Source organism: Pedobacter sp. MR2016-24, assembly GCF_026239655.1.
Taxonomy (GTDB): Bacteria; Bacteroidota; Bacteroidia; order Sphingobacteriales; family Sphingobacteriaceae; genus Pedobacter.
Map to the genome: position 1 here is coordinate 29,993 of NZ_JAPIVO010000002.1, position 26,296 is coordinate 56,288.

At 41.2% G+C, this 26,296-nt stretch carries 26 protein-coding genes; 14 read left to right on the forward strand and 12 right to left on the reverse strand.

Going from position 1 to position 26,296, the window contains the following annotated elements:
• Positions 1-9 precede the first annotated feature (9 nt).
• Genes OQX62_RS04310 through OQX62_RS04325 form a run of 4 tightly spaced genes read left to right on the forward strand, consistent with a single transcriptional unit; the run spans position 10 to position 2,793 of the window.
• Positions 10-405 carry a DUF4783 domain-containing protein gene (locus OQX62_RS04310; RefSeq protein WP_265830180.1) on the forward strand — a complete coding sequence of 132 codons (396 nt, stop codon included), beginning with the start codon at positions 10-12 and terminating at the stop codon, positions 403-405.
• A 47-nt stretch (positions 406-452) separates the two neighbouring features.
• Positions 453-1,295, forward strand: coding sequence for a carboxylating nicotinate-nucleotide diphosphorylase (gene nadC / locus OQX62_RS04315; RefSeq protein ID WP_265830181.1), 843 nt, complete (start codon positions 453-455; stop codon positions 1,293-1,295).
• A gap of 3 nt (positions 1,296-1,298) precedes the next feature.
• Positions 1,299-1,949 carry a glycerol-3-phosphate 1-O-acyltransferase PlsY gene (plsY, locus tag OQX62_RS04320; RefSeq protein ID WP_265830182.1) on the forward strand — a complete coding sequence of 217 codons (651 nt, stop codon included), beginning with the start codon at positions 1,299-1,301 and terminating at the stop codon, positions 1,947-1,949.
• A gap of 16 nt (positions 1,950-1,965) precedes the next feature.
• A complete protein-coding gene (locus tag OQX62_RS04325) occupies positions 1,966-2,793 on the forward strand; it encodes a M48 family metallopeptidase (RefSeq protein WP_265830183.1) in 828 nt (275 codons plus the stop codon).
• 204 nt (positions 2,794-2,997) lie between these two features.
• Here the strand turns inward: OQX62_RS04325 and OQX62_RS04330 are convergent, their stop codons facing one another.
• The 4 genes from OQX62_RS04330 to OQX62_RS04345 form a co-directional block, all read right to left on the reverse strand.
• Positions 2,998-4,269 carry an anthranilate synthase component I family protein gene (locus OQX62_RS04330; protein ID WP_322973688.1) on the reverse strand — a complete coding sequence of 424 codons (1,272 nt, stop codon included), beginning with the start codon at positions 4,267-4,269 and terminating at the stop codon, positions 2,998-3,000.
• A gap of 62 nt (positions 4,270-4,331) precedes the next feature.
• On the reverse strand, positions 4,332-5,609 hold the full coding sequence (locus tag OQX62_RS04335) for an adenylosuccinate synthase (RefSeq protein ID WP_265830184.1): 1,278 nt from the start codon (positions 5,607-5,609) through the stop codon (positions 4,332-4,334).
• A 34-nt stretch (positions 5,610-5,643) separates the two neighbouring features.
• Entirely contained in the window at positions 5,644-6,132 is a 489-nt protein-coding gene (locus OQX62_RS04340; protein ID WP_265830185.1) for a Fur family transcriptional regulator, read from the reverse strand.
• 60 nt (positions 6,133-6,192) lie between these two features.
• Complete coding sequence (locus OQX62_RS04345) at positions 6,193-8,400, reverse strand: RelA/SpoT family protein (protein WP_265830186.1); 2,208 nt, start codon at positions 8,398-8,400, stop codon at positions 6,193-6,195.
• Positions 8,401-8,511: 111 nt separating this feature from the next.
• On the opposite strand from OQX62_RS04345, the gene OQX62_RS04350 reads away from it, so the two are divergent.
• From OQX62_RS04350 to OQX62_RS04370, 5 genes are all read left to right on the forward strand, one after another.
• Positions 8,512-9,132, forward strand: coding sequence for a DUF4294 domain-containing protein (locus OQX62_RS04350; protein ID WP_265830187.1), 621 nt, complete (start codon positions 8,512-8,514; stop codon positions 9,130-9,132).
• A 2-nt stretch (positions 9,133-9,134) separates the two neighbouring features.
• The gene (locus tag OQX62_RS04355) at positions 9,135-9,632 is read left to right on the forward strand and encodes a glutathione peroxidase (RefSeq protein ID WP_265830188.1); all 498 of its coding nucleotides are present in this window, start codon (positions 9,135-9,137) and stop codon (positions 9,630-9,632) included.
• Between the two features lie 41 nt (positions 9,633-9,673).
• Positions 9,674-10,390 carry a bacillithiol biosynthesis deacetylase BshB1 gene (gene bshB1 / locus OQX62_RS04360; RefSeq protein ID WP_265830189.1) on the forward strand — a complete coding sequence of 239 codons (717 nt, stop codon included), beginning with the start codon at positions 9,674-9,676 and terminating at the stop codon, positions 10,388-10,390.
• A 45-nt stretch (positions 10,391-10,435) separates the two neighbouring features.
• Positions 10,436-11,794: an acyl-CoA dehydrogenase family protein gene (locus OQX62_RS04365; RefSeq protein ID WP_265830190.1), complete on the forward strand. Its 1,359-nt coding sequence runs from the start codon at positions 10,436-10,438 to the stop codon at positions 11,792-11,794.
• Positions 11,795-11,961: 167 nt separating this feature from the next.
• Entirely contained in the window at positions 11,962-13,098 is a 1,137-nt protein-coding gene (locus OQX62_RS04370) for a TlpA disulfide reductase family protein (protein WP_265830191.1), read from the forward strand.
• A 99-nt stretch (positions 13,099-13,197) separates the two neighbouring features.
• Here OQX62_RS04370 and OQX62_RS04375 read toward each other — a convergent pair whose 3' ends face one another.
• The 3 genes from OQX62_RS04375 to lat all read right to left on the reverse strand — a co-directional run bounded on the left by OQX62_RS04375 (position 13,198) and on the right by lat (position 16,887).
• Positions 13,198-15,039 carry an endonuclease gene (locus OQX62_RS04375; protein ID WP_265830192.1) on the reverse strand — a complete coding sequence of 614 codons (1,842 nt, stop codon included), beginning with the start codon at positions 15,037-15,039 and terminating at the stop codon, positions 13,198-13,200.
• 102 nt (positions 15,040-15,141) lie between these two features.
• Entirely contained in the window at positions 15,142-15,555 is a 414-nt protein-coding gene (locus OQX62_RS04380; protein ID WP_265830193.1) for a hypothetical protein, read from the reverse strand.
• Positions 15,556-16,887 carry an L-lysine 6-transaminase gene (lat, locus tag OQX62_RS04385; RefSeq protein ID WP_265830194.1) on the reverse strand — a complete coding sequence of 444 codons (1,332 nt, stop codon included), beginning with the start codon at positions 16,885-16,887 and terminating at the stop codon, positions 15,556-15,558.
• Positions 16,888-17,379: 492 nt separating this feature from the next.
• On the opposite strand from lat, the gene OQX62_RS04390 reads away from it, so the two are divergent.
• Positions 17,380-18,081, forward strand: coding sequence for a histidine kinase dimerization/phospho-acceptor domain-containing protein (locus tag OQX62_RS04390; RefSeq protein WP_265830195.1), 702 nt, complete (start codon positions 17,380-17,382; stop codon positions 18,079-18,081).
• Here the strand turns inward: OQX62_RS04390 and OQX62_RS04395 are convergent.
• Positions 18,078-18,965, reverse strand: coding sequence for a 1-aminocyclopropane-1-carboxylate deaminase/D-cysteine desulfhydrase (locus tag OQX62_RS04395; RefSeq protein ID WP_265830196.1), 888 nt, complete (start codon positions 18,963-18,965; stop codon positions 18,078-18,080). The genes OQX62_RS04390 and OQX62_RS04395 overlap by 4 nt on opposite strands.
• Positions 18,966-19,203: 238 nt before the next feature.
• Here OQX62_RS04395 and OQX62_RS04400 point away from each other — a divergent pair, with 238 nt between their 5' ends.
• Together OQX62_RS04400 and OQX62_RS04405 are read left to right on the forward strand one after the other, a co-directional pair.
• The gene (locus OQX62_RS04400) at positions 19,204-20,232 is read left to right on the forward strand and encodes an RluA family pseudouridine synthase (protein WP_265830197.1); all 1,029 of its coding nucleotides are present in this window, start codon (positions 19,204-19,206) and stop codon (positions 20,230-20,232) included.
• Between the two features lie 6 nt (positions 20,233-20,238).
• Complete coding sequence (locus tag OQX62_RS04405) at positions 20,239-21,078, forward strand: aminotransferase class IV (RefSeq protein WP_265830198.1); 840 nt, start codon at positions 20,239-20,241, stop codon at positions 21,076-21,078.
• 7 nt (positions 21,079-21,085) lie between these two features.
• On the opposite strand, the gene fmt is transcribed toward OQX62_RS04405, so the two are convergent.
• Positions 21,086-21,994, reverse strand: a complete 909-nt coding sequence (gene fmt, locus OQX62_RS04410) for a methionyl-tRNA formyltransferase (RefSeq protein ID WP_265830199.1) — start codon at positions 21,992-21,994, stop codon at positions 21,086-21,088.
• Between the two features lie 59 nt (positions 21,995-22,053).
• Here fmt and OQX62_RS04415 point away from each other — a divergent pair, with 59 nt between their 5' ends.
• Positions 22,054-23,118, forward strand: coding sequence for a DNA topoisomerase IB (locus OQX62_RS04415; protein WP_265830200.1), 1,065 nt, complete (start codon positions 22,054-22,056; stop codon positions 23,116-23,118).
• Positions 23,119-23,395: 277 nt separating this feature from the next.
• Here the strand turns inward: OQX62_RS04415 and OQX62_RS04420 are convergent, their stop codons facing one another.
• From OQX62_RS04420 to OQX62_RS04430, 3 genes are all read right to left on the reverse strand, one after another.
• Positions 23,396-23,605, reverse strand: a complete 210-nt coding sequence (locus tag OQX62_RS04420) for a hypothetical protein (protein ID WP_265830201.1) — start codon at positions 23,603-23,605, stop codon at positions 23,396-23,398.
• 18 nt (positions 23,606-23,623) lie between these two features.
• Complete coding sequence (locus OQX62_RS04425) at positions 23,624-24,922, reverse strand: DUF1343 domain-containing protein (RefSeq protein ID WP_265830202.1); 1,299 nt, start codon at positions 24,920-24,922, stop codon at positions 23,624-23,626.
• Between the two features lie 117 nt (positions 24,923-25,039).
• A complete protein-coding gene (locus OQX62_RS04430) occupies positions 25,040-25,810 on the reverse strand; it encodes a rhamnogalacturonan acetylesterase (RefSeq protein ID WP_265830203.1) in 771 nt (256 codons plus the stop codon).
• Between the two features lie 320 nt (positions 25,811-26,130).
• Here OQX62_RS04430 and OQX62_RS04435 point away from each other — a divergent pair, with 320 nt between their 5' ends.
• A complete protein-coding gene (locus OQX62_RS04435) occupies positions 26,131-26,286 on the forward strand; it encodes a hypothetical protein (protein WP_265830204.1) in 156 nt (51 codons plus the stop codon).
• Positions 26,287-26,296 lie beyond the last annotated feature (10 nt).

The following is a 26,296-nucleotide window of genomic DNA, read 5'->3' on the forward strand; positions in this document are numbered from 1 at the left end:
ACTTTAGCTATGATTAGACCACTGCTACCGGCACTCATTCTATTGATACAATTTATTTATCAATCACCTCTTCAGGGGGATATTGTGGATAACTTATCGGTATTGTTCAAGTCTGCAAATTCAAAAGAAATCAGCAAGAATTTTTCTTCCTCTGTAGAACTTACATTAAATGACCAGGAAGATGTCTATTCAAAAGCACAGGCCGAACAGATCCTGAGGGATTTCTTTACTAAAAATCCGCCAGCTAACTCCACTGTTGTTCACCTGATTAATACAAATCCAAATTATCGTTTCGGCATACTTTCACTGAGTACCAAGAGTGGAAAGTTCAGGGTAGCCATCAGCTTAAAAAAGACTGCGAATGCTTTTTTGATAACTGAATTGAGGATCGAACCTGATAAATAATGATTTTTTTTCTTTAAAAATGCTATTTTTGATGTAAAATACAAGTTTTGGATAAGGAATTAATAGGACAATTTATCAAAAATGCGATCGCTGAAGATTTAGGCGATGGCGATCATACTTCACTTTCAACCATTCCGGCTGGTACAACCGGGAAAGCTAAATTACTGATTAAAGAGGATGGTATCCTTGCTGGTGTAGAACTCGCGCTTGAAATTTTTAAGCAGGTAGATGCAGGTCTTCAGACAGCCGTGTTCATCAATGATGGCGCTGAGGTTAAATATGGTGATATCGCTTTTACGGTAGAAGGAAGTTCCCATGCTATACTGCTGGCTGAAAGGTTAGTGCTGAACTGTATGCAGCGCATGAGTGGGATTGCTACAAAAACGAATCGTATCGTTAAGCTGCTGGAAAGTTATTCAACAAAATTATTAGATACCCGTAAAACAACGCCTGGCCTGAGATATCTGGAGAAATGGGCGGTTAGAATAGGGGGAGGTGTCAATCACCGTATTGGCTTATATGATATGATCTTAATTAAAGACAATCATGTGGATTATGCAGGAGGAATAGCCAGTGCCATCACAGCAGCAAATAAATACATTACTGAAAAAGGAAAGCAGCTTGAAATCGAAATAGAAGTCAGAAATCTGGAGGAATTAAATCAGGTACTGGCTAAAGGGATGGTGAACAGAATTATGCTTGACAATTTTAGTTTTGATGATTTAAGAGAGGCAGTAAAACTAATCGATCATAATTATGTTACTGAAGCATCGGGTGGTATTGTAGAAGAAAACATCACCGATTATGCTGCTTGTGGTGTTGATTTCATCTCCATGGGTGCATTAACCCATTCTGTTAAAAGTTTAGACATGAGTTTAAAAGCCTTGTAGGGAATGATATCTATTTATTCTGTTTCCGCTGTTATTTTAGCTTATTTATGTGGTTCAATCCCCACTGCAGTATGGCTTGGCCAGGCTTTCTATGGTGTTGATGTAAGGGAGTATGGAAGTGGTAACGCTGGTGCAACCAACTCCTTTCGTGTGCTCGGTAAAAAGGCTGGTATGGCCGTGATGATTATCGATATTGCCAAGGGTTTTACGGCGACTAAACTCGCTTATTTCATTGGATTGTCTGTAACAGGTCCGCATCATTCTGCTCAATTTGTTAATTATGAGCTAGCACTGGGCGTAACCGCCGTAATGGGACATTTGTTCCCTATTTTTGCGGGCTTCAGGGGAGGAAAAGGTGTGGCTACACTTTTTGGAATGATTTTAGCAGTTAACTTCCCGGCAGCTATGCTTTGCGTTCTTGTCTTTGTTGTGGTGCTCCTGCTTACAAAATATGTATCTCTCAGCTCTATATGTGCCGGATTTACTTTTCCATTGAGTATCGTATTTATATTACATTCTACTATTAAGTCTGAAGTATTATATGGTATGGTGGTTTGTGTGCTGATTCTGGTTACCCACCAGAAGAACCTGGAGCGTCTGCTTAAAGGCAAAGAATCGAAAGTTTATCTGTTTAAAAAGAAAAACGACCAATAAAACAAATATCTACCTTATGAAAAAGTTAACACTAATGGGTATTGCTGCTGCAATACTGATGATGTATGCATGCTCTACTGTTCCGCTGTCTGGCAGAAACAGGATTAGTTTTGTAAATGAAAGTGAAATGCAAACGGCTGCTGCGTCTAGTTATGCTACACTTTTAAAAGATCCGCAAACTAAAGTATTGAACAATGCGGATGCGGCAAGGGTTAAAAGAATAGGTCAGAAAATCGCTGCTGCGGTAACAAAATATATGAATGCCAATGGTTATGCATCGCAGATCCAGGGTTTCAACTGGGAATTTAACCTGATTGATAGCAAAGAAGTAAATGCATGGTGTATGCCAGGTGGTAAAGTAGCGGTTTATTCAGGTATTTTACCTGTAGCAAAGGATGATGCCGGACTGGCTACGGTAATGGGTCATGAAATTGCACATGCTGTTGCACAGCACTCTTCGGAACGTGCATCTAAGGCAGCAGTTGCTGAAGGTGTTGGTGGTTTGCTTGGGGCGGCGACAGGGAATAAAACTGCTGCTACTCAGAATGTGATTAACCAGGTTTACGGGATTGGCGCACAGGGATTTTACTTGTTGCCAAATTCGAGAACGCAGGAGCTGGAGGCGGACCATTTAGGGTTGATTTTTATGTCGATGGCAGGGTATAATCCTTCAAATGCAGTTAGTTTCTGGCAGCGTATGGCTGCGGCAAGTGCAGGTTCGCAGAAACCAGCAGAATTTATGAGTACTCACCCGGCGGATGCAACGCGTATTGCACAGATTCAGAAAGATCTTCCGGAAGCGCAACGTTATTTTAATTCCACTTCTGGTAAGCCGGTGCAGTAAGGCTTTCAGAATATACAAAAAAAAGGAGTCCTGTTTCCGCCTGCCTATCTTTTGCTACGCAAAACATAGAAGGCCGGAAACAGGACTCCCTTTTTTTGTTAGCAGGATGCATACAGCGATATGCATATAGCGAGATGCCTATTCCAGAAATTATAGTCGGGTGTTTCTCTGCTGTATGCTGCTACAGAAATTTATGGTAACATCTTATTCAGCACTCTCCAGGGTTTTGATCATCGCTGAAGCCTTTAGCATACATTCGGCATACTCATCTTCCGGGACAGATGCGTACGTAATAGCACCGCCTACCTGGAAGGAAAGATGTTTGGCAGTGGCGTTATAAAGAATGCTGCGGATGACCACATTAAAATCAAAATCACCTGCCGGACTGATGTATCCGAAAGCGCCTGAATATATTCCTCTCCGGCTCACTTCAGTCTGTTCTATCAATTCCATGGCACGGATTTTCGGAGCACCTGTCATTGAACCCATAGGGAAGGTATTGCGTATGGCATCTATAGGATGCAGGTTCGGCTTAATCTGACAGCTAATGGTAGAGATCATCTGATGGACCTGTGGAAAGGTATAGATACCAAAGAGTTCGTCTACTTTTACGGTGCCGGGTACTGCACTTTTTGTTAAATCGTTGCGTACCAGGTCCACAATCATTACATTTTCTGCCTGTTCTTTAGTGTTATTTCTGAGGGCTGTTTTTCTGTTTTCGTCCTCTGCTGCATCTGCGCTTCTTTTTGAGGTGCCTTTAATGGGTTGGGATATTAATCGATCAGCCCTTTTACACAGAAACCTTTCCGGGCTGGCTGAAAGTATATACTTGTCTTTTATTTTGAAGAAACCGCCAAAAGGAGTGGGGGAGAGCTGAACCAGGTTTTGGTACATTTCAAAAGGATTGATCGCCGCATTTTCTGCAAAGAACTCCTGGCAGAAATTTACTTCATAGATATGGCCTTTTGAAATGTGCTCACGCAGTTCTTCCACTTTGCTGATATAGGTGGCTTTATCCAGGCGGGGTGTGATGTTAATCCTTGTTTTTACTATTTCCTTACTGTTTGCTGAATGTGACTCGATGGATGTTAAGATTTCCTGATCACCGATGAGCACTTCTATTTTTCCCTTTTTGATAACGATAAGGTATTGGGGCACAAAGAAAAAGAGGTCGGGAAATTCGAGGTGATTGCTGTGACCGGAAGATAACTCTTCTATTTCATTTTTGAGGTCATAACTGAGCATACCAAATAGCCAGTTCTGATGTGTGTCGTAGAGAGCCTTCAGCTCCTGAAATGCTATGCCTGAAAGAGCACTGAGCTGATGATTTACGCCTGCCGCAAGGAGGAATTCGAAGCCTGAATAGGGATCGGTATAGCCATTGGAGTCCAAACAGCAGCAGACCTCAAACTGGCTCGCCCAAAGTAGTGCTTTTTGCTTGAAGGTATGGTGTTCTGCAGCAATCATTGGAGTCATTAAACGTTGCTAAGTAAAAAGGCGGCACCAGGCCGCCTTTTTATAAATGAGCTAATTTTCTCTTATTGAAGAATCAGGGTTTGAACTCTATCCGGACCTACTGATAGATATTTTACAGGTACTTCAAGTTCCTTTTCAAGGAAGGCGATATAGTCTGCAAGTTTAGCCGGAATCTCTTCAATCTTAGTGATTTTAGTGATGTCGGTTTTCCATCCTTCAATGGCTTTCAGTACTGGAGTCGGTTTGATCGAAATGATGTCGTACGGCATGTAATCGATTGTTTCTCCATTATATTCATAATGCGTACACGCATAAATGGTATCAAACTCATTCAGAACATCTGCTTTAGTCATTACCATTTCGGTAACGCCATTCAGCATAATTGCATATTTCAATGCAGGAAGATCAATCCATCCGCAACGGCGTGCACGGCCAGTAGTTGCACCAAATTCGTGACCTACCTGACGCAGGTTTTCACCTACTTCATCTTCCAGTTCAGTAGGGAATGGTCCGCTGCCAACACGTGTGCAGTAAGCTTTGAAAATGCCTACTACGCTGCCTATTTTGTTTGGAGCAATACCTAATCCGGTACATGCACCAGCAGTCGTTGTATTTGAAGAAGTAACAAACGGGTAAGATCCGAAATCGATGTCAAGCAATGTTCCCTGTGCACCTTCCGCCAATACTTTTTTACCTTCTTTTAAATAGCCGTTCACAAAATGCTCACTATCTACATGAGGAATGGTTTTGATAAACTCAATGGCCTCAAAAAAGGCTGCTTCTTTTTCTCCAAGATCATATTCGAAATTGTAATGAGAAAGCAGTTCTTTGTGCTTGGTAACCAATCTGTCGTAACGCTCCTTGAAATCAGGCAGGGTAGTATCACCCACACGAAGACCATTACGGCCAGTTTTGTCCATGTAAGTCGGGCCTATACCTTTAAGTGTAGAACCAATTTTATCTTTACCCATTTTCTGCTCATTTGCAGCATCAAGCAGCTGGTGAGTAGGCAAAATTAAATGGGCTTTACGTGCAATCATCAGTTTGCCATTGGCAACAGGATCATGACCGGCTGTTTTAAGGTTATCTAACTCTCTTTTTAAGATGATGGGGTCAATTACAACACCATTACCAATCAGATTCATGGTTTTCTCATTGAAAATACCAGAAGGGATTGTATTTAGAACAAACTTTTTGCCATCAAACTCTAAGGTGTGGCCGGCATTCGGTCCGCCTTGAAAACGAGCTATCAAATCATATTGCGGACCTAAAACGTCAACAATTTTTCCTTTGCCCTCATCGCCCCATTGCAGGCCAAGAAGCACGTCTACTTGCGTCATTTAATTAAATTAAGAAAAGATTATAATTGTATGATTAACTTGCATGTTTAATATCCTCTTTTTGTTTGATGGTTGCTTTTGCAGCACAGTCAAAACAACTGCCATACATATTTAAAGAGTGATGTTTAATTTCAAATTTGAGTAAATCGCCCACCATCGACTGAATCTGGTGAATCCTGGGATCACAAAATTCAACAACTTTACCGCAATCAATACAGATCACATGATCATGCTGATGGTAGCCATAAGATTTTTCAAACTGAGCCATGTTCTTTCCAAACTGATGCTTGGTCACCAGATCACAGGAAACCAATAACTCCAGTGTATTGTACACTGTAGCCCTGCTTACTCTGTATTTCTGGTTTTTCATGTGGATGTAAAGGGTTTCTACATCGAAATGATCATCTCTGGAATAAATTTCTTCTAAGATGGCAAAACGCTCAGGCGTTTTTCTCAGACTTTTGTTTTCGAGATAGGCTTCAAATATTTTTCTAACCAGCTCGCTGTTATGATTTGTAGACATAGTTTTAAACTCCTTTCAAAGGTATCAATTTTTATATATAACTATATTATTTATTCGAAATTACGCATCGAAACGTGTAACACCTGTTACACCCTTCACCCGCAAAAGGTTTTCGATCAGGTTATCCAGGTGCTCCTTATCATTTACAAAAATCATAATCGATCCGTCAAAGATACCATTGTCTGTATCTACGGTGATCGACCGCATGTTTACTTTAAAGTCCCCTGAAATTACTTTCGTAATGTTATTGATTAGTCCCACATCGTCAATCCCGATGATATGTAATCCGGTCAGGAAGGTAAGTTCCTGCTGTTTGTTCCATTTTGCTTTTACCACCCTGTAGCCATAGTTAGCCATCAGCTGTGCCGCATTCGGACAATTGGTACGGTGAATTTTTATGCCTTCACTTACTGTTACAAAGCCAAAAACATCGTCGCCCGGAATCGGATTACAGCATGCAGCAAGGGTATAATCGATTTTCTGCAGATCTTCACCAATCAGTAAAATATCCGATTCCGGACCTTTTACTTTATTGAGCAGGGCCTCAATCTGCTGACCATCATTTTTTTCTCCTCCCCTGTTTTCTACTTCTTTTTCACTGGCCAGGTACTCTTTCAAATCTTTCAGTTCAATCTTTCCATTGGCCACAGCAATAAATAATTCCTGTGTAGAAGCCAGCTTAAAGAAATAACTCAGCTTATTGAGGTTATCCGTATGGTAAGTGATTTTCAGTGATTTGAGTTTGCGCTCCAGTAACTCCTTACCTTCTTCCGCTACTTTTCTTTTTTCTTCTTTGAGCGAAGACTTGATTTTTGATTTCGCCTTTGCAGTAACTACAATATTCAGCCAGTCCTCTTTTGGTACCTGTTTGCTGGAGGTGATAATCTCCACCTGGTCGCCATTTTGCAGTTTGTAAGATAGAGGAACCAGCTTGTGGTTTACCTTGGCACCTATACATCTTGCACCCACATCGGTATGAATTTCAAATGCAAAATCCAGTGCCGTAGCACCTAATGGTAATTGTATTAAAGCACCTTTAGGCGTAAAAATGAAGATCTCATCCGAAAAGAGGTTCATTTTGAAGTCATCCAGAAAATCCAGCGCATTAGCTTCAGGATTATTCAGCATCTCACGCACTTTCATGATCCATTGATCCAGTCCGTTGTCATTGCTGGACTCTTTATATTTCCAATGCGCAGCAAAACCCTTCTCTGCAATTTCATTCATTCGTTGCGTACGAATCTGCACTTCTACCCACTGCCCTTTAGGTCCCATTACCGTAGTATGCAGGGATTCATAGCCATTTCCTTTTGGTGAGGATACCCAGTCACGCAGACGGTCCGGATTTGGCCGGTATAAGTCAGTCACAATAGAATACGCCTTCCAGCAATCTGCTTTTTCATTTTCTGGTGCACTATCCAGGATAATCCTGATGGCAAAGAGGTCATACACTTCTTCAAAAGGAATATTCTTTTTTTTCATCTTGTTCCAGATGGAATGAATAGACTTCGGGCGACCGTAAATACTGGCTATAAAACCCTGTTCTGCAAGGATTTCATTAATAGGATCAACAAACCTTTTCACAAACAAGGTGCGCTCCGCTTTTTTCTCATTCAGCTTTGTAGCTATAAACTTGTAAGTATCCGGCTCCAGGTATTTCATGGATAGATCTTCCAGTTCCGATTTTATTGCATATAAACCCAAACGATGCGCCAGGGGTGCATACAAATAAATAGTCTCAGACGCAATCTTCAGCTGTTTATGCCTGGGCATAAAATCCATTGTACGCATATTATGCAGCCTGTCTGCCAGCTTAATCAGAATTACCCGCACATCATCTGCAAGTGTAAGCAGCATCTTCCTGAAATTCTCTGCCTGCAGAGAGCTGTTATAGTCGAATACCCCGGCGATTTTTGTCAGACCATCAATGATCTTAGCAGTTTTCTTGCCGAATTCCCTTTCAATATCTTCCAGGGTAATATCAGTATCTTCTACCACATCATGTAATAATGCACAGACAATCGATGTGGTACCCAAACCTATTTCCTCTGCGGCAATCTGTGCAACAGCAATCGGATGATAGATATAAGGCTCTCCGGATTTTCTGCGCATATCTTTATGGCTTTCCAGTGCCATATCGAATGCTTTCCTGATTTCTTTCTTATCTCCTTTTTGCATAGTTGGCTTACAAGCGCGCAAGAGGGCACGATATCTCTTCAGGATTTCTTGCTTTTCTGCTTCTAAATCAATTACTAAGGTATTCTTCATTTGTATTATTTTCGTAATAATTGTTGTTAGTTATACGTTTAAGGCTATATTAGATTTACGTTATAAACCTAATACATTAAATTTGCTTTAACTTTGTGGGAGCATAAATTTATGAAATTTTACAGGTTATTTATTCTGTTATTTGTCATTATTATTGGAGCCGATGTAAATGCTCAGGAAAATCCTGTGTCTTATAAATTTCCTTCAAAAGGCAAAAATGATACCATCAGGGTTGCCGGTACCAATGACGGGGGAGAAATGATTCCCTGGATTCCTCTAAATGAAGTAGTTATATATGGGGTGCGGGTTTTTAAGTCGCCGGCCGACCGTGCCGCTTTTAACCGTTTACGTTACAATGTACTGAAAGTGATGCCATATGCGCTCTTTGCGAAACGCAGATACGAGCAGCTGGAGCGTGATCTTGCAGTAACCGCAGATAAAAAAGAACATAAAAAGCTGATTAAAGCCTGTGATGCGGAGATCAAGCAGATGTTTAAAACAGAGATTAAAGAACTGACCATTACCCAGGGGCAGATTCTGACCAAGCTGATCGACCGGGAGGTCGGCCGTACCACCTATCAGATCGTCAAAGAAACACAGGGTGGCGTAAGAGCCTTTCTTTACCAGTCCGTAGCGCGTGTAGTTGGGCATAATCTCAAAAGCACTTATAATCCGGAGGAGGAGAGGGACATCGAATCTATTATCGCCTCTTCAGGTTATTACCAACAATAATTATGACGGAAATCCCAAAGAATATCTATCAGTTTAAAGCCAGACTGATCAATGGAAAAGACAAAAACCTCTCTGATTATAAAGGCAAAGTATTGCTGATTGTGAATATCGCTTCTGCTTGTGGTTTCGCTCCCCAACTGGAAGAACTGCAGGCTTTAAAAGAAATCATGAAAGAGGAAGAGTTCGAAATACTTGGATTTCCTTCCAATGATTTCGGGGGACAGGAGCCGCTGAACGGAATGGCCATCAATGAGTTCTGTTCGGTGAATTACGGTGTGCAGTTTCCTATTTTCGAAAAAATGATGATCCGCGGTGAACATGCTAATCCGATTTATAAGTTCCTGGGAGATAAAAATCTGAATGGTAAATTGAAGTCAACCCCACGCTGGAACTTTCACAAATACCTGATCAATAGAAATGGAGAAGTAGTAGATTACTTTTTTCCATTTACAAAACCATTATCTGCTAAAATCAGAAAGAAGATTCAGCGTTTGCTGTAAAAAAATGCCCTGCTGAGCAGGTTAAATAGAACAAAACAACAATGAAATTAGATATATTAGTACTGGCCGTACATCCTGACGATGCAGAATTAGGATGTTCCGGAACAATTTTAAAACATATTGCTTTAGGAAAAAAAGTAGGTATAGTAGATTTTACAAGAGGTGAGCTGGGCACGCGTGGCACTGCGGAAACGCGTGATGCAGAAGCAGCAGATTCCGCAAATATTCTAGGGCTGCATGCCCGTGAGAACCTGAGATTCAAAGACGCTTTCTTTAAAAATGATGAGGCACATCAACTGGAAGTCATCCGGATGATCCGTAAATACCAGCCGGAGATGATATTCAGCAATGCATTGCGGGACAGGCACCCTGATCATGGAAGGGCCGGAGATCTGGCTAATGATGCCTGTTTCTTATCAGGATTACCTAAAATTAAGACCATAGATAATGGATTGGAGCAGCAAGCATGGCGTCCGCGACTCAATTTTCAATATATCCAGGATTATTATATTCAGCCAGATATTATTGTCGACATTACCCCATTCATGGATACAAAACTGAAAGCAATTCAGGCTTTCAAGACGCAGTTTTATAATCCGGAAGAGGAGGCGCCATCTACTTATATCTCTTCACCAGAATTCTTTGAAAGTGTCATCGGACGGGCAAGGGAATTTGGCAAATCTATCGGTGCAACATACGGTGAAGGCTTCACTTCACGTAAACTCTTAGGAATAGATAACCTTTTCGACCTGCGTTAGGGAACAAAACCGGCCGTTATATGTTTTAACAATAAAGAACCAAATATGGCTGGTATATTCTCTAAAATAAAAAACGCATATGCGCTTTATCAAAGTGTTGATTTTGAAAAGCTGGATGCCTTATCAAAAAAAGTAGACCTGAAGAAAATTGTAGATTCAGTGGCAAGTCTGGATGAAACCCAGATCAATGGCTTAATGAAGATGCTCGGGACGCCTCATAAAAAGAGAGAACTGCCAGCTATCAATGGTGATTTTTATCATTTGGGCGATTCTTTAAATGAAGAGGAGCGGGCACTGCAGCTTAAGGTCAGGGCTTTTCTCGAAAAAGAGGTTAAACCTCTGGTTAATGACTACTGGTTAAAAGCGGAATTTCCCTTTGAACTGATTCCGAAGATCGCCGAACTCAATATCTGCGGACTAACCTATCAGGGTTATGGCTGTCCCGGTAAATCCAACCTGATGGAAGGCATACTCGCGATGGAAATGGCCAGGGTAGATACCTCTATGTCCACCTTTTTTGGGGTGCAAAGCGGCCTGGCTATGGGATCAATTTATCTGCTGGGTTCAGAGGAGCAGAAACAGGAGTGGCTTCCGGAAATGCAGCAGATGAAAATTATCGGGGCATTTGGATTGACAGAACCTGAGGTAGGATCTGCTGCTGCGGGCGGGCTGACGACCACGGCTAAAAGAACCGGTAATAAATGGATCATCAACGGACAGAAAAAATGGATTGGTAATGCTACATTTTCTGATGTAACGATTATCTGGGCCAGGGATGTTGACGATAATGAGGTGAAAGGCTTCTTGGTCAGAAAAGGTAACAAAGGCATTTCCGTAGAAAAAATGAAAGATAAAATGGCCTTGCGCATTGTGCAGAACGGGCTGATTACACTGACCGACTGTGAGGTGGAGGAAACTGACCGCCTGCAAAATGCCAACTCCTTTAAAGATACGGCCAAGGTGTTGAGAATGACAAGGGCCGGAGTTGCCTGGCAGGCAGTCGGATGTGCCAGGGGAGCTTACGAAAGTGCGCTGGCTTATACGCAGACGCGTAAACAATTTGGTAAACCTATTGCCTCCTTCCAGCTGATACAAAATCACCTCGTGGAAATGCTGTCAAATCTAACAGCAATGCAAACACTTTGCTTTCGCTTGTCACAATTACAGGATCAGGGATTATTAACAGATGAGCATGCTTCACTAGCCAAGGTATTCTGTTCTTTGCGTACCAGGGATGTGGTGAGCAGGGCCAGAGAGGTAATGGGTGGAAATGGTATATTGCTGGAATATGATGTGGCACGCTTTGTTGCTGATGCAGAGGCGATCTATTCCTATGAAGGGACAAAAGAGATCAATTCACTCATTGTAGGTCGGGCAATCACTGGTTTTTCCGCTTTTGTGTAGAATTTGTACGATAATGACCATTAATACGTTATTTTTTAGTTACGTAGATCTTATTCTGTGATTTTGTTTTTAATTTAGAATATATTTACGAGGCCTAAAATGTTTAAGCGTATGTCTCTGAGGTACAGAGATCGCACAAACATGATTACAAAAAAACTAAAAAACACATGAAAAAATTAATGTTATCATTACTATTGGCATCTCCTGCTTTAGCTTTCGCACAACAAGGTGCTTTCACGTTAAACGGGAAACTGGGTACGCTGAATGCTCCTGCAAAGGCATATCTGAACTATATGGCAGACGGAAAGCAAATCATGGATTCAGCTGTCATTAACAAAGGTGCATTTGCATTCAAGGGAACAGTGAATGGTCCTACAGGTGCAAGGATTATCGTTGACCATACCGGAGCGGGATTAAAAGCATTGGGAAGAAGTGCTGATAATGTTGTTGTATTCCTTGAACCAGCTACTATTAATGTTTCAGCAAAAGATTCTGTAAAGAACGTTGTTGTAACCGGATCTAAACTGAATGATGAGAATGCGGCTTACAATAAATTTATTGCTGCTCCTTTAAATGAGATGAAAGCAATTAATGCAGAATACGGTTCAGCTCCTGAAGAAAAACAAAAAGATGCAGCATACCGCGCAGCGATGGGTGCACGTTATGAAAAAGCAGCAGGCGAAATAGAAACGTTGCAGGCTTCTTTTATTAAAGCTAATCCTGATTCTTATTTCAGTCTTTTAGCATTGCAGGAAAGTACTCAGAACGGGTTTGATATCGCGAAAGTTGAACCTGCTTTCAAAGGTCTTTCTGCTAAACTTCGTGCTACGCCTGCAGGTGTAGAGTTTGCAAAAGCTATTGAAGGGGCACGGGCGACTTCAGTTGGTGCAATGGCGCCGGATTTTACACAGAATGATGTGAATGACAAACCGGTTTCACTATCCAGTTTCCGTGGTAAATATGTATTGTTAGACTTCTGGGCTTCATGGTGTGGACCTTGTCGTGCGGAAAACCCGAATGTTGTTACTGCTTTCAACAAATTCAAAGACAAAGGATTTACTGTACTGGGCGTATCATTAGATCAGCCGGGTAAAAAAGATGCATGGTTAGCAGCTATTGCGAAAGACGGATTGGCATGGACTCAGGTATCTGACCTTAAATTCTGGAACAACGATGTTGCTAAATTATACGGTATCAGAAGCATTCCTCAGAATTACCTGATTGATCCAACTGGTAAAATTGTAGCTTCTAACCTGAGAGGAGAAGAACTGCAGTCTAAATTAGCTGAACTGATCAAACTATAAGAAGCTGCTAGCATAGCGAAAGATATATCTTTATAAAAAGACCTCAGGAATCAGGATCCGCTCATAGGAGTAGCCTGATTCCTGAGGTCTTCTCATTTATCAGATGGCTTCTGCCAGCTCAATATGCGCTGTCAGTTCAGGGAAATCAATAAAGGGATTCCTGTTGCCCTGCAACAGGTAGATTTCCCGGTTCCGGTGTTTCTCGTACAAGGTGACAGGCTGATCTTTTGCCCAACGCTTTAACATGACTAAATCCTCTTTTTTGTAAACCGTAATTGCCCTGGGATACCTGACCAGGAAGTACAATACTGCACGGGCAACGATGCCTTTGTTTTGCTCTGGCTCAAATTTATTATTTTCCATGTTTCCACAGGAGGGTCTTTCTACTTCCAATGGTAAAAGCTGTGGTTCATAACCCGGAAAATCATCATAAACATGGTTATTCCTGAAGCTGTTACAGCGGGATTCGCAGGCAAACAAATGGTGAAGATCGCCCCGCATGGGTTCTTGTTTATTAAACCACGACTGGCAGACTACATGTTCACAATTATAGGGTAAGGCTGCTTCCAGTGCTTCTACTTCGAGATTATAGGCTTCCTGTGTAATTTTATTCTCTTTTTTTGCCAGTTCAATAAACTTCAGTTCTCTTTCGATATCTACCTTTTTATCTTCAAGTATCAATTCCTGGGAAGTGAATTCCTTGCCCGAATAAATACTTCTCAGGACGCCATCAGGGTAAAGGTCTACCTTGGGGTATACATATCTGGAAGGACTATAGTTATGGTGATTGCTATGTGTACGTTCCAGCAGCTGATGTAACTGATCAAAAGTTGCCAGCTTCAGATCACTTATTTTCTTATAATAATTCAGCTGATCTGTTTTATCTTTTTCTTCAGGATAATAGATTTCATCTTTCAGTTCTTCCGTATCAATTCCCATAGAGGTACTGATCATACTGATGTCGCTAACGGGCTTAAAATACTCCAGTAAAAAGGGGTAACTCAGCATCGCTTCAGTTGTGATGTCATACACAACACTGCTCACTCTCACCCCTTCATTTTCCAGCCAGTCTACCTGCAATTCGCCCTGCGACTTATCCCAGGGCTCTCCTGCTAAATTCAATATTTCCCCTTCTTCATTATATCGGGGGATGCCTGCATGATGCACCGCGACGGCTTCCCATTTATCATTAAAAACAGGAGCACCGGACGATCCGCTTTTTGTATCCGTCACATATCTGATGAATTTTGGCATAGAAAGATTGGTAACCTGATTTGCTCTCAGTGCTACCTTTTTCATCTTTCCATCAGGATGCTGGATGATAGAAACGTAATTGCCCTCCTTGGTTTTACCCAGGTTGGAATTAAGCTTCAGGAACCCGAATTCGCCCAATTGGCCCAAACCGTCCGTCGTTATACTTTCCACCCAAACTATCGTATAATCCAGCTCTTCATTGGTGTAAAATAACTGAGCAGCATTAAAACGGAATACTTTTACGGGTAGGGGTAAATCATTTGCCCCTTTTTCATAATCAAATTCGGCATAAGAATAGGTTGCGTAATTTTTATCCGGCAGTACATGGTTATTGGTAATCAGAATATTGGGGGCAATTAAAAAGCCGGTGCCAAAGCCTTCATCACCTTCCTGTGAAACGATATTTATCCTGCATACTGCTTTTGAAGCCCGAAGTCCTTTTTCCAGGTAATTCGCATCCAGTGTGTCATCACCTTTAATTACACGCTCTCTCAGTAAATGATCGTTAATAAACTGATTGATGCTGAGGTCGTGCTCCTTCAGGTAATAATCCATTTGACGGGGGATCACTTTTGCGGCAGTAGGCCCGGCTATCATTTTGTGGCTGGCCGCGGGTATAAATGCGGAGATGACCGTACGCAGCTTCGTCTTTTCAATCTGATCTGCGAATTTTTCGAAAGTATTCATATCAACGGCTTTATATACAGGTTATTAAGTAAATATAATAACCTTTCGCCTATCTAAATCTGAAAACCAATAGTATAATGCAATCTTAACTGCTTTTTAATCTTATGGGACGTATTTGAACGGGTGTTTTGTCACACTTGTATGTCCGACAGGTCCTTTTTCATACATTGCGATACAGGACTTGTTGAAAGAACTATCAAAATTTATAGCTCCCGGATAGAGCGCTGCAGGCGTAGCACTGCCCTCCATAAAATAATAAACCTTGGTAGTACCCCCTTTAAGATGTGGTTTGTAATTGCCGAAGGTCTCCATTTCTGACCATGCCGTATCCTTTACGCTAACCACAAATACATACTGAACGGGGCCTGTATTATTCTCATTTCTGTATTGGGCAACATCTTTAAATCCTCCTTTAAGGTCGCCCGAACCCGGCTGAAAAAACGTACCCTTTAACATCCAGATCACCAGAAAAAATACCAGGACACCCAGAAAGATATTTACTTTTTTATTCCTCATTTATAAAGCAGCTAATATTTTAGTCATCACCTCCACTCCGAGATCTATGTGACTTTTTTCCATAATTAACGCAGGTCTGAAGCGGATAGTCTGTGCACCGCATCCAAGGAACATCACGTTTTGTGCTAAACCTTTTTGAATAAAGGTATTACGCATGTCAGTATCCGGAAAATCAAAAGCACATAGCAAACCTTTTCCCCTGACATTACTGATCTGATCATATTTTTCAGCAAGCGCATGGAGGTGATCCATCAGGTACCGGCCTACTTCAGCCGCGTTATTACACAACTGATCATCATGCAAAATCTGCAGTATCTGTGTAGACCTCACCATATCCACAAGATTACCGCCCCAGGTAGAATTAATCCTTGATGGAATCCGGAATACATTATTTTCTATTTCATCGACTTTGTGGCCTACTAATATGCCGCATACCTGCATTTTTTTGCCGAAAGCAAGAATATCCGGCCTTGCTTTTTCACTGTAATGCTGATGGCACCAGAATTTACCCGTCAGTCCAACCCCGGTCTGTACCTCATCATAAATCAGAAAAGCATCATTTTCATCAGCAATCGCACGAAGCTGAATCAGGAACTCTTCCCGCAGGTGGTTATCGCCCCCCTCAGATTGTATCGGCTCTATGATAATCGCACAGATATCATCTTTATGTTCCAGAAATGCCTGTTTAACCTGCGCAATGGAAAGTTCTTCTGTCTCTATTGCTATAGCTAAATTGCCATCCTCCAATGGGAATTTCACTGTCGGGATGCTTACCCTTGGCCAGTCGAACTTGGCAAACCATTTTGTTTTATCAGGATGTGTATTCGTTAAACTTAGCGTATATCCCGTTCTCCCATGAAAAGCTTTTTCAAAATGGAGTACCTTAAAGCCTTTTTCTTCCTTGTAACCTTTTGTAAAGTTTTTCTGTACTTTCCAGTCCATCGCTACCTTAATCGCATTCTCTACCGCCAATCCTCCACCGGCAATGAAAAACGCATGCGGAAGATAAGATGGGATACCAATAGCGCCAAAGGTTTTCACGAATTCAGCATATTGCTGTGTATAAACGTCTGAATTAGATGGATTAGCAATAGCTGCCTGAAGCAGACTATGCTTAAAAGCTTCATCATTCACCATCTTCGGGTGATTATAACCCAGAGGAACTGAAGCAAAACAGGTGAAAAAATCAAGCAGCCTGCGTTTGTACTTCGAATCATAAATATATACGCCATTACTCTGGCCCATGTCATACGTCAAATCAAATCCATCAGCTAAAATATGCTGGCTTAAAGTTGCGTTAACTTCTTCTGGTGAGACACTAAGTTGGTACATAATTTTACATTTTGGTTCATTTCAAATGTAGTAAAAACCCCCTTAATAACAAATTGAGGCCATATTTAGCGAAGAAAAGATAAAAACATACTTTAAACGTTTTAAAGTGGGTTTATTACAATTTCTACCAGATGTCTTTTAAGTTTTTTATGTTTTGCATCGTAAGTGCAATAGTATAAAGACCCAGTTATGGCTATATACTATTCCAATGAAGAAGCATAATTTTAGACTAAAATTTTCATTGGCTCAAACCGTTAGGTGTGAAAGATGCATCTCCTCATGCTGAAGGATGGAATGGCAAGGAGCATTGGTTGTTGAATTAAATAAAAGAAATCTTAATGACACTCCTTTTCGTATCTCCTATAACAGTTTTTTTATATATTCACGTCTGAATTTACATTTATGCCTTCCTTTTAATGCAGGGATGTATTTGTTTTGATGTTCTGCTTCGTGCCGTATCAATGAAATCCTTAATTAGTATAGAAAATATCTTTGTCGAACCAGAATATGGATAAAGGGAAGAAAAGAGGTGGCTTAACAGATGCAGAATTTGCTTTCCACAATGCAGAGCGCGAAAAACGGGCAGCAGAACTACTGATTGCCAATAATGAACTGGCTTACCAGATTAAGGAAAATGGAAAGCGGGCCGCAGAGTTAATCATCGCCAATAAAGAACTTCTTTTTCAAAATGAGGAAAAGGAAAAGCGTGCATTAGAGCTGATCCTTGCCAACAAAGAACTTGCTTTTCAGATTGAGGAGAAAGAGAAACGTACCGCAGAGTTATTGATTGCTAACAAAGAACTGGCTTTTCAGAATGAAGAGAAAGAGAAACGTGCAGCAGAATTACTGATTGCAAATAAAGAACTGGCCTTTCAGAATGAAGAGAAAGAAAAGCGGGCAGCAGAATTACTGGCCGCCAATGCGGAACTTCAAAAAGCAAAAGAACAGCAGAAAGCCAATATACTTGTGCTGGAGCAAATGATGTTTATCACTTCCCATAAAATCAGGCAGCCTATAACACAGATCATCGGACTTTCCAGTTTGATGGACACGCTATCCGACTCGCCGGAACAGCTCAAAGAGATGACAGGATATATTCAGGAGTCTGCTCATTCTTTGGATAATTTTACCAGGGAGCTCACCTCATTCATCTATGCGCAGGAAATAAAACACAAGGTAAATAAGCAGAACTAGAAGGCGGTCTGTGACAACTTTTCTTTCATTCCCATTATGCCCAGCAGTCCGCCTGTGTGGATGGCAATTATCTTTTCATCAGGACTGAAGTAATTTTTGCCGGCCAGGTCTTCTATTGCAAAACACATTTTTGCCGTATATACGGGGTCGATCAGGATCCCCTGAGTCGCTGTAAATCGCTGTATAAAACTAATCAGTGCCGGCTGGGTTTTCGCATATCCTCCAAAATGATATTCCGTGTGCAAAACCAGATTTTCTGTCAGTGCTGTATAGGTGCTGATTTCTTCTTTTATAAAATCTCCGCCCTTCAGCACAGGAATCACGTGCAATTTCGTTTTTAATCCGGTCTCCTGAATTCCTTTGAGCAATCCGGCCGCCGTTGTCCCTGTTCCTGCAGCACAGAAGATATGATCCGGATTGGAAAACTTTAATTCATCAATCAATTCTGCACATCCGGCCACCGCTTCTGCTGAAGCACCACCTTCATCAATGAAGTAAGCATCGGGATCCGTAGCGAAGTGCTGATCATAACAGGTGCGTTTTTCCCTGTAGCTTTCGCGGTCTGTAAAAATCAGGCGCATGCCATACAGTTTGCACAATACCAGCATTTCGTTCATTACTTCTTCCCCTCTGACAAATGCAGTAGCTTTTAAACCTGCTCTTGCAGCAGCAGCGGCAGTCGCCACCAGGTGATTGGAGTATGCTCCGCCAAAAGTCACCAGGTGTTTCTTTCCCTTGTTTTTCGCATCCTGAAGAATATATTTCAGCTTTCTCCATTTGTTGCCCGAAATATAAGGGTCTATCAGATCGTCCCTTTTCATCCACAAATCAGTTAAATAAGGATGTATCAATTTTTGTAAAGGACTGTGTAGATCTGCAAACATGATACAAATATAAGGCTCTTTTTTCAGGTCTTTTATTTCACATCATTGTGATTAAGCGTTTCAGTACTATTTCCTCTGTATATCTTAGTTTTTTTGTGATGAAGCTATCATGATCTGATCATTCCGCTGTGTGAATTGAAAGATCATGATGGTTTCTTATCAGAAATGTAATTGTTAAAGATTAGTTTTGTAAAATGAAAAGCCGTAAGGATTTCATTTAAATAAGAACAAACAATTAATGGAGAACACGAATAGCGGACAGGAATTAGAGGAGCAGGATTTATATGAGCATTTTAATATTGTTGTAGATAAAGGGCAGTCTTTACTCCGGGTGGATAAGTTTTTAATGCACCGGATGGAAAATGCTTCGAGAAACAGGATACAGAATGCAATAGAAGCAGGCAATGTGCTGGTGAATAAAGCAACGGTTAAAGCCAGCTACAAGGTTAAGCCTGCTGATGAGATCTCTATCGTATTTCCTCATCCGCCGCGTGATACGGAGGTTTATCCTGAAGATATTCCGCTGGATATAGTCTATGAAGATGACGATCTGCTGGTGGTCAATAAACCAGCAGGAATGGTGGTTCACCCGGGATTCAATAACTATACAGGTACACTCGTTAATGCACTGGCCTTTCACTTTGAAAAGTTGCCGCAGTTACCTGGTAATGAAGGCAGACCAGGTTTGGTACACCGGATAGATAAAGATACATCCGGCTTACTGCTGATTAGTAAAAACGAAATTACAATGACCAAACTGGCCAAACAGTTTTTTGATCACTCTATCACGCGTAAATATATTGCCCTTGCATGGGGAGATATCGATAAAAACGGTACAGTTACCGGCTATATTGGCAGAAGTGCAAAGAACAGGATTGTGATGGATGTTTACGATGAAGAAGATAAAGGCAAATGGTCGGTTACACATTACTCCGTTCTTGAACGTTTGAACTATGTTACCCTGATCAGTTGTCAGTTGGAAACGGGTCGTACACACCAGATCAGGGCACATATGCAGCACATTGGTCATCCTTTATTTAACGATGCCAATTACGGAGGAGATAAGATTCTTAAGGGTACTACGTTTACTAAATACAAACAATATGTAGCCAACTGTTTTGAGCTTTTACCGCGACAAGCTTTACATGCGCAGACATTAGGTTTTATACATCCAACTACTAAAGAATATATGGAATTTGAAGCACCGTTGCCGCCTGACTTTGATGCTGTACTGAACAAGTGGAGAAACTATATCGTACAGCTGTAAGGATAGATGCAACAGGGATATATTTTACATAATGATGAATTTGTTGCTGTAAATCAGCCTGTTCTGGAAGCCAAAAACAGAGGCTTCAGGTATGGTGACGGCCTGTTCGAGTCTATGCGTATGTCGGCCGGCAAACTCAGGTTTCCCGAACTGCATGCAGATCGTCTGCAGGCAGGTATGAATGCCCTGAAGATGGATGGCGGTATCTTGTTCGATACTTACTTCCTTAAACAAAAGGCAGCAGAACTCTGTAAAAAAAACAAGCTGAAAGATAATGTGAGGTTTCGCCTTTCCGTGTACCGCGACAGCGATGGTTTATACACGCCAGACGGCAATAAATCCGGCTATATAATGGAAGCTTCCGCTATGGAAGAGCAAAGCTATGAGCTCAATAGAAAGGGATTGATTATCGATGTATATGATGAAATTGTAAAGCCCGTAAACAAGCTCTCTAATTATAAGACCAGCAATTCTTTATTATATGTAATGGCCGGAATTTACAAAAAGCAGCATCGGCTGGATGAGGCTTTTATTTTGAATCAGCATGGTTTTCTCTGTGAGAGCATTAGTTCCAACGTGTTTGTAGTCTATGATAAGCAAATCTATACGCCAGCACTTTCAGAAGGCTGTATCGCTGGCGTAATGCGTAACGTTGTGATGCGGATGGCCAAATCCAATGACATTTCCATTATAGAAGCACAAATTAATCCCGAGGTTTTGAATGAAGCCGAGGAGGTTTTTGTAACTAATGCTACATCAGGCATCCGCTGGGTGATGGGCTATGGTAAAAAAAGGTATTTTAATGAAGTGACCAAGTCGCTCGGCACCTTATTGAATGCGTTATAGCTTTAAGCTATAACCGCATTCCTCTTAAAAATTCATCCACCAGCATTCTTTTTTTTCCTTCATACTGTACGTCCAGCAATTGGATAAAACCATCTTTTGCAGCAAACTTTAGAAATGTTTTCCCATCCGTCAAAAAGCCGCCCGCTGCGATGCCAGGTTCTGTCTCTTCATAAGCAGCTTTAAATACTTTTATAGTTTTCTCGTTCAGTTCTGTAAATGCTGTAGGGTAGGGACTTAATCCCCTGATTAAATTATATACCTTTTTTACCGGCTGGTTCCAGTCTATTTTGCAAAACTCTTTAAAGATCTTAGGCGCATGTTTAAGCTCCTCTGCAGCTATTTGTGGTTGTTCCTGGTAATTATCGTCTGCAATTGCCTTAACAGTCTTCAGTAGCAGTTCAGCTCCTGTTGCCATTAGGTGATCATGCAGATCACCTGCAGTATCATCTTCTGCAATATCCACTTTCGCAGAAAAGATCACATCGCCGGTATCAATTTCGTGTTTCAGGAAAAAGGTAGTGACCCCGCTTTCTGTTTCTCCGTTGATGATGGCATGGTTAATTGGTGCTGCACCACGATAATCCGGCAGCAAAGAAGCGTGAAGGTTGATGGTACCTTTAGACGGCATATTCCAGACCATTTCCGGCAACATCCTGAAGGCAACCACCACTTGTAAGTCCGCATTTAATGCTTTTAATTCTTCAATAAACTCAGGATCTTTCAATTTAAGCGGCTGTAATACCTTTAAGCCTTTCTCTGCAGCATACTTTTTTACTGCACTTTCCTGTAATTTCTGACCTCTGCCAGCGGGCTTATCTGCTGCGGTAACCACTCCTGCGATATCGTATCCTGCTTCATATAAAGCAGTTAAGGAAGCAACGGCAAAATCGGGCGTACCCATAAAAACTATTTTCATCGAAGTGTGTTTTTTAAGCAAAATAACTAAAAATTTAACGCATATTTTGCCTGATTTGTATGGTTCAGACTCCAGAAGAGATTAAAGAAAGTGGTTTAGTGTATGTGACCGACAATATGCCTGGTATTTACAGGAAGGGAAAACCTGGAAAATTTTATTATACAGACAAAAACGATCAGAAAATAACAGATGAAGCACAACTGGCGCGGATCAAGGCGCTGGTATTACCACCGGCATGGACCAATGTGTGGATCGCTTCAAAAAAGAATGCTTATCTGCAGGCTACCGGACTGGATGTAGCGCAGCGTAAACAATACCGTTACCATCCAAAATGGACCTCAAGAAGATCCGATCATAAATATTTCAGGTTGCTGGAATTCGGGAAAGCTTTGCCAAATGCAAGGAAGCAGATTTCCAAGGACCTGAAGAGAAAGGAATATGATGAGCAGAAAGTACTGGCCATTTGTGTGGAAGTGATGCAAAAAACCCTTATCCGCGTAGGTAATGAAAATTATGCTCAATTATATGGCAGCTACGGCTTGTCGACTTTAAGAACCAAACATGCTAAAGTTGAGGGAAATACCCTTAAACTTAAATTTGTAGGTAAAAAAGGCGTGAAGCAGGAGGTAGCGTTGAATGATAAGAACCTTGCAAAAATGGTAAAGAAGTGCATGGAGATACCCGGACAGGATTTATTCCAGTATTATACCGAAGGCAAAGAACACAGGGGTGTAGATTCAGGCAAAATCAATAACTATATCAGGGAAATTACCGGCAGCGACTTCACCGCTAAAGATTTCAGAACCTGGGGAGGCACCTTAGAGGCCTTACGACAGCTGGCGGTCTGTTCCTGCAATGTGGAAGAAGAGCGTCCCAAGAAAAAGGTAATTGTGCAGGTGCTGGATTGTGTAGCCAGCAAACTAGGGAATACCCGTGCTGTTTGCAAAAGTTCCTATGTTTATCCCTTATTGCTGGAGGCCTTCGAAAATGACCAGCTGGCAAAATATCTCAAAAAAATACATACCGAAAAACCCGATTCTATCCAGGCAATGGAGAACGATGAAAAGGTGTTAATGAAGTTCCTGAAAGCAGCACAGAAAACTGTTGTGAAGGTACTAACTTAACTCTGAAAGAGTATTACGTCTAGTAAGAAAGTGGTCTGAAAGGCTGTTTGTTAAGCCTTTGGTAAATGTTCTGTAAGGGTTTGGTAAGGGTTTGGTAAGCCTAAAAGGCTTACCAAACCCTTACCAAACCCTTACAGAACTCTTATCACCTATAGTTTCATACCACTAACTATCACATTTTATCATCTTTTTAGTCATAACTTCCCTATAACAAAACAGGGTCGTATCTTTTGGATACGACCCTGTTTTGTTATAGGGATTGTTGAAGAATTAGGGGTTAATCCTGTTTAGGTGCTTTTTTAATAGGATCTACCGGTTGCTCTTCGCGTTCTCTCTGTTTAGCGGGATTTTTAAATTCAGGCTCGTCCTCTGTATAATCCTTATCTTCCGGTTTCTTCACCGCCTTATCTCCGGGATCTACCTTAGGTTTGATTTCTTCAAAGTTGCTACTCGGCTTTTTATTTTTTTCTTTCTGTTCCTCGTTCATGTCCATAGAATTTAATGATCAGGGATACAACAAGTATTTCTTACGCATTGTTTTATATTGACTCAAACCAGGTTCCCAGCTTGCTCTGATCTCTTTTTCAGATTTGCCTGCAATGATTTGTTCCTTAAGGCTATATGCTCCTGCAAGTTTATCGAAGTTACCCATTTGTTTACTCAACTTCAAATTGAAGAAGTCGGCCTTATTCGGATAAGCTTTATATAGTTCAATCAGCCATTTCAGGTTTAGTGTTTTATCATTTCTGATTTTCTCCACATCATAATTTCTGAGATCCAGACCATAACAAGCCTGATTCTGGTGTAAAGGCGTCTCTGCCATTCCTTTAATACTTACCGGAGTAAAAGAAAAACTGTATTTCCCTTTCAACGCTGGTGCACCCAATACAGTAAAAGGAAATTGTGTTCCGCGCCCCTGACTCAGGTAAGTACCTTCAAACAGGCATAGCGTAGGGTAGAGCAAAATAGATTGCTGGGTATTTAAGTTTGGTGAAGGTTTCACAGGTAAATCATAGGCCATATCATGAGTATAGTTTTCTACCTTGATCACAGTGATTTTGCATTTCAGCTTATTTTTCAACCAGCCTTCTCCATTCAGCATCTGTGCATATTCTGCAACTGTCAAACCATGAACAATTGGAATGGGATTGATGCCCAAGCCGGATACGAGTCTCGGATCCAGTACCGGGCCGTCCACATAAAATCCATTTGGATTCGGCCGGTCGAGAATCACTAATTCTTTTTGATTCGCTGCACAAGCTTCCATTACATGTTGCAAGGTGTTGATATAAGTATAAAAACGAACCCCTACATCCTGAATATCAAACACCATGATATCAATATCTGATAAGTCGGCCGCCGTCGGACTCTCATGTTTCCCATATAAAGAGATTACTTTTACACCAGTCTTCTCATCAACGTCATCGTGTACCGCTATTCCGGCACTGGCATTTCCCCTAAATCCATGTTCAGGCCCGAATATCTTTACAATATTCACGTTCCGCCTGAGCAGACTGTCTACTAAAGTGCTACTGGCTATTACAGAAGTGGGATTAACGACCATCCCTACACGTTTACCCTTTAGAACAGGTAAATATTTTTCAGTTTGTGCCGCGCCGGTCAGTATGTCTTCACCAGTTTTCTTTTCAGGAACTTCCGGAGGAGTTTTGTTTCCGGGGTTTTCCTGCGTAGACAGCGGGGCTTTACTGCGGTGTACTGCTATAGCTGGTTTAGGATTTCCGCAGGCCTGAAGTGAGGCCGCTGCCAGTAAATACGGGAGTATAATGTTTACAGTTAGTTTCATATTTTGCTGAATTGTCTTCAGATAATCATAAAGCTAACAAAAATCCTGCTAAGCGCTCAATCCTTAACTTTTCATATAAAAAAGGTAATCATAAAATGGGGGAAAATCCTGATCAGCTTATTTGATTTTAGGGCTTACAATTCTGTTAGCCAGGTCTAATTTCAGCGATCTGATTTCTGTCAATACGATTTCTGCCATTTTCCTTGCACCCAGTTCATTGAAATGGGTATCATCCATTTTGCCCTCCGGGTAGTTCGGATTTTCACCCGGTGCCAGATGGTTAAACAGCATCTTTGAATTTTCTGGTCCGAACTGCTGGAGCAGCGCCATGCTTTTTTTGCTGAGGTCAATTAATGGGACATGCTGTTCTTCTGCCACTTTGCGCACTAATGCTGCGTAAAGCTCATGTGTATCTTCTATCTGTCCGGCAAAATTAAATTTCCGCCTTGCAGCAGGAGTAATGAGTACAGGTTTGGCATTTTTTGCAGTTACATCCCTGATAAATCTTTGCAGGTTAGCCGTAAAATCTGTTGCTGTAGTATAACTGGCTTTGGTAGGCACTTCGTCATTATGTCCAAATTGTATCAGTACATAATCTCCTTCTTTCAGACTATCAGTTATAGTAGCCCATAAACCTTCCTTAATAAATGTTTTGGTACTGCGCCCATTTTTAGCGATGTTCTTTACCGTCACTGTAGAATCAAAGAAAACTTTAAAAGGCATTCCCCAGCCGGTCTCAGGATAGGCTTTTATTTCTTTTTGTGATAGAGTGGAGTCGCCGGCAAGGTATAAAGTGATGTGTTTGGGAGTAATGATAAAAGACATCAGTAATACCAAAAGGCCTGTAGTTAGCAAGCTGACTGCGCAGAGAAGTGATTTATTTTTCATCGATTTATTTTTGGCTTGGGATATAGTTTAACACTTTTATGTAATGCAATTTATATCAAATAAATAGGTCGGACAAGGCATGACCGAATTTGACCGGATTTGAATGCAGATTTTGTCAAGCTGGGAATAGACCTATGGATGATATTAGGACGATCTTTCATGACTGCGAATTAATTCCGTAATGGGGCTATGGCAACTCCGTGTGATTTAACTCAATTAAACTTCCTAATTCAAAGCACATAAAACAATATCCTTCAATAAAGGTTGGTAGGCTAGGGGTGCATAAGAATTTTCATGGGAGTGGATTGGCCTATCAACTTATGGACTTTATCAAAGGTTGGGTAATTATTGATCCTAAACCTGCCTGCAGGCTTTTGATATTGGATGCTGTTAATCAAATTCGACAGGTAAAACACTATAACAGAAATGAATTTAAATTCTTATTACAAGCCGATGAAAAAAAAGAACCCGAATAATGTATTATGA

Coding starts and splice junctions, on each gene's coding strand:
- OQX62_RS04310 (WP_265830180.1), top strand. CDS start 10: ATGATTAGACCACTGCTACCGGCACTCATTCTATTGATACAATTTATT.
- plsY (WP_265830182.1), top strand. CDS start 1,299: ATGATATCTATTTATTCTGTTTCCGCTGTTATTTTAGCTTATTTATGT.
- OQX62_RS04325 (WP_265830183.1), top strand. CDS start 1,966: ATGAAAAAGTTAACACTAATGGGTATTGCTGCTGCAATACTGATGATG.
- OQX62_RS04330 (WP_322973688.1), bottom strand. CDS start 4,269: ATGACTCCAATGATTGCTGCAGAACACCATACCTTCAAGCAAAAAGCA.
- OQX62_RS04335 (WP_265830184.1), bottom strand. CDS start 5,609: ATGACGCAAGTAGACGTGCTTCTTGGCCTGCAATGGGGCGATGAGGGC.
- OQX62_RS04340 (WP_265830185.1), bottom strand. CDS start 6,132: ATGTCTACAAATCATAACAGCGAGCTGGTTAGAAAAATATTTGAAGCC.
- OQX62_RS04345 (WP_265830186.1), bottom strand. CDS start 8,400: ATGAAGAATACCTTAGTAATTGATTTAGAAGCAGAAAAGCAAGAAATC.
- OQX62_RS04350 (WP_265830187.1), top strand. CDS start 8,512: ATGAAATTTTACAGGTTATTTATTCTGTTATTTGTCATTATTATTGGA.
- OQX62_RS04355 (WP_265830188.1), top strand. CDS start 9,135: ATGACGGAAATCCCAAAGAATATCTATCAGTTTAAAGCCAGACTGATC.
- bshB1 (WP_265830189.1), top strand. CDS start 9,674: ATGAAATTAGATATATTAGTACTGGCCGTACATCCTGACGATGCAGAA.
- OQX62_RS04365 (WP_265830190.1), top strand. CDS start 10,436: ATGGCTGGTATATTCTCTAAAATAAAAAACGCATATGCGCTTTATCAA.
- OQX62_RS04370 (WP_265830191.1), top strand. CDS start 11,962: ATGAAAAAATTAATGTTATCATTACTATTGGCATCTCCTGCTTTAGCT.
- OQX62_RS04375 (WP_265830192.1), bottom strand. CDS start 15,039: ATGAATACTTTCGAAAAATTCGCAGATCAGATTGAAAAGACGAAGCTG.
- OQX62_RS04380 (WP_265830193.1), bottom strand. CDS start 15,555: ATGAGGAATAAAAAAGTAAATATCTTTCTGGGTGTCCTGGTATTTTTT.
- lat (WP_265830194.1), bottom strand. CDS start 16,887: ATGTACCAACTTAGTGTCTCACCAGAAGAAGTTAACGCAACTTTAAGC.
- OQX62_RS04395 (WP_265830196.1), bottom strand. CDS start 18,965: ATGTTTGCAGATCTACACAGTCCTTTACAAAAATTGATACATCCTTAT.
- OQX62_RS04400 (WP_265830197.1), top strand. CDS start 19,204: ATGGAGAACACGAATAGCGGACAGGAATTAGAGGAGCAGGATTTATAT.
- OQX62_RS04405 (WP_265830198.1), top strand. CDS start 20,239: ATGCAACAGGGATATATTTTACATAATGATGAATTTGTTGCTGTAAAT.
- fmt (WP_265830199.1), bottom strand. CDS start 21,994: ATGAAAATAGTTTTTATGGGTACGCCCGATTTTGCCGTTGCTTCCTTA.
- OQX62_RS04415 (WP_265830200.1), top strand. CDS start 22,054: ATGGTTCAGACTCCAGAAGAGATTAAAGAAAGTGGTTTAGTGTATGTG.
- OQX62_RS04420 (WP_265830201.1), bottom strand. CDS start 23,605: ATGAACGAGGAACAGAAAGAAAAAAATAAAAAGCCGAGTAGCAACTTT.
- OQX62_RS04425 (WP_265830202.1), bottom strand. CDS start 24,922: ATGAAACTAACTGTAAACATTATACTCCCGTATTTACTGGCAGCGGCC.
- OQX62_RS04430 (WP_265830203.1), bottom strand. CDS start 25,810: ATGAAAAATAAATCACTTCTCTGCGCAGTCAGCTTGCTAACTACAGGC.
- OQX62_RS04435 (WP_265830204.1), top strand. CDS start 26,131: ATGGACTTTATCAAAGGTTGGGTAATTATTGATCCTAAACCTGCCTGC.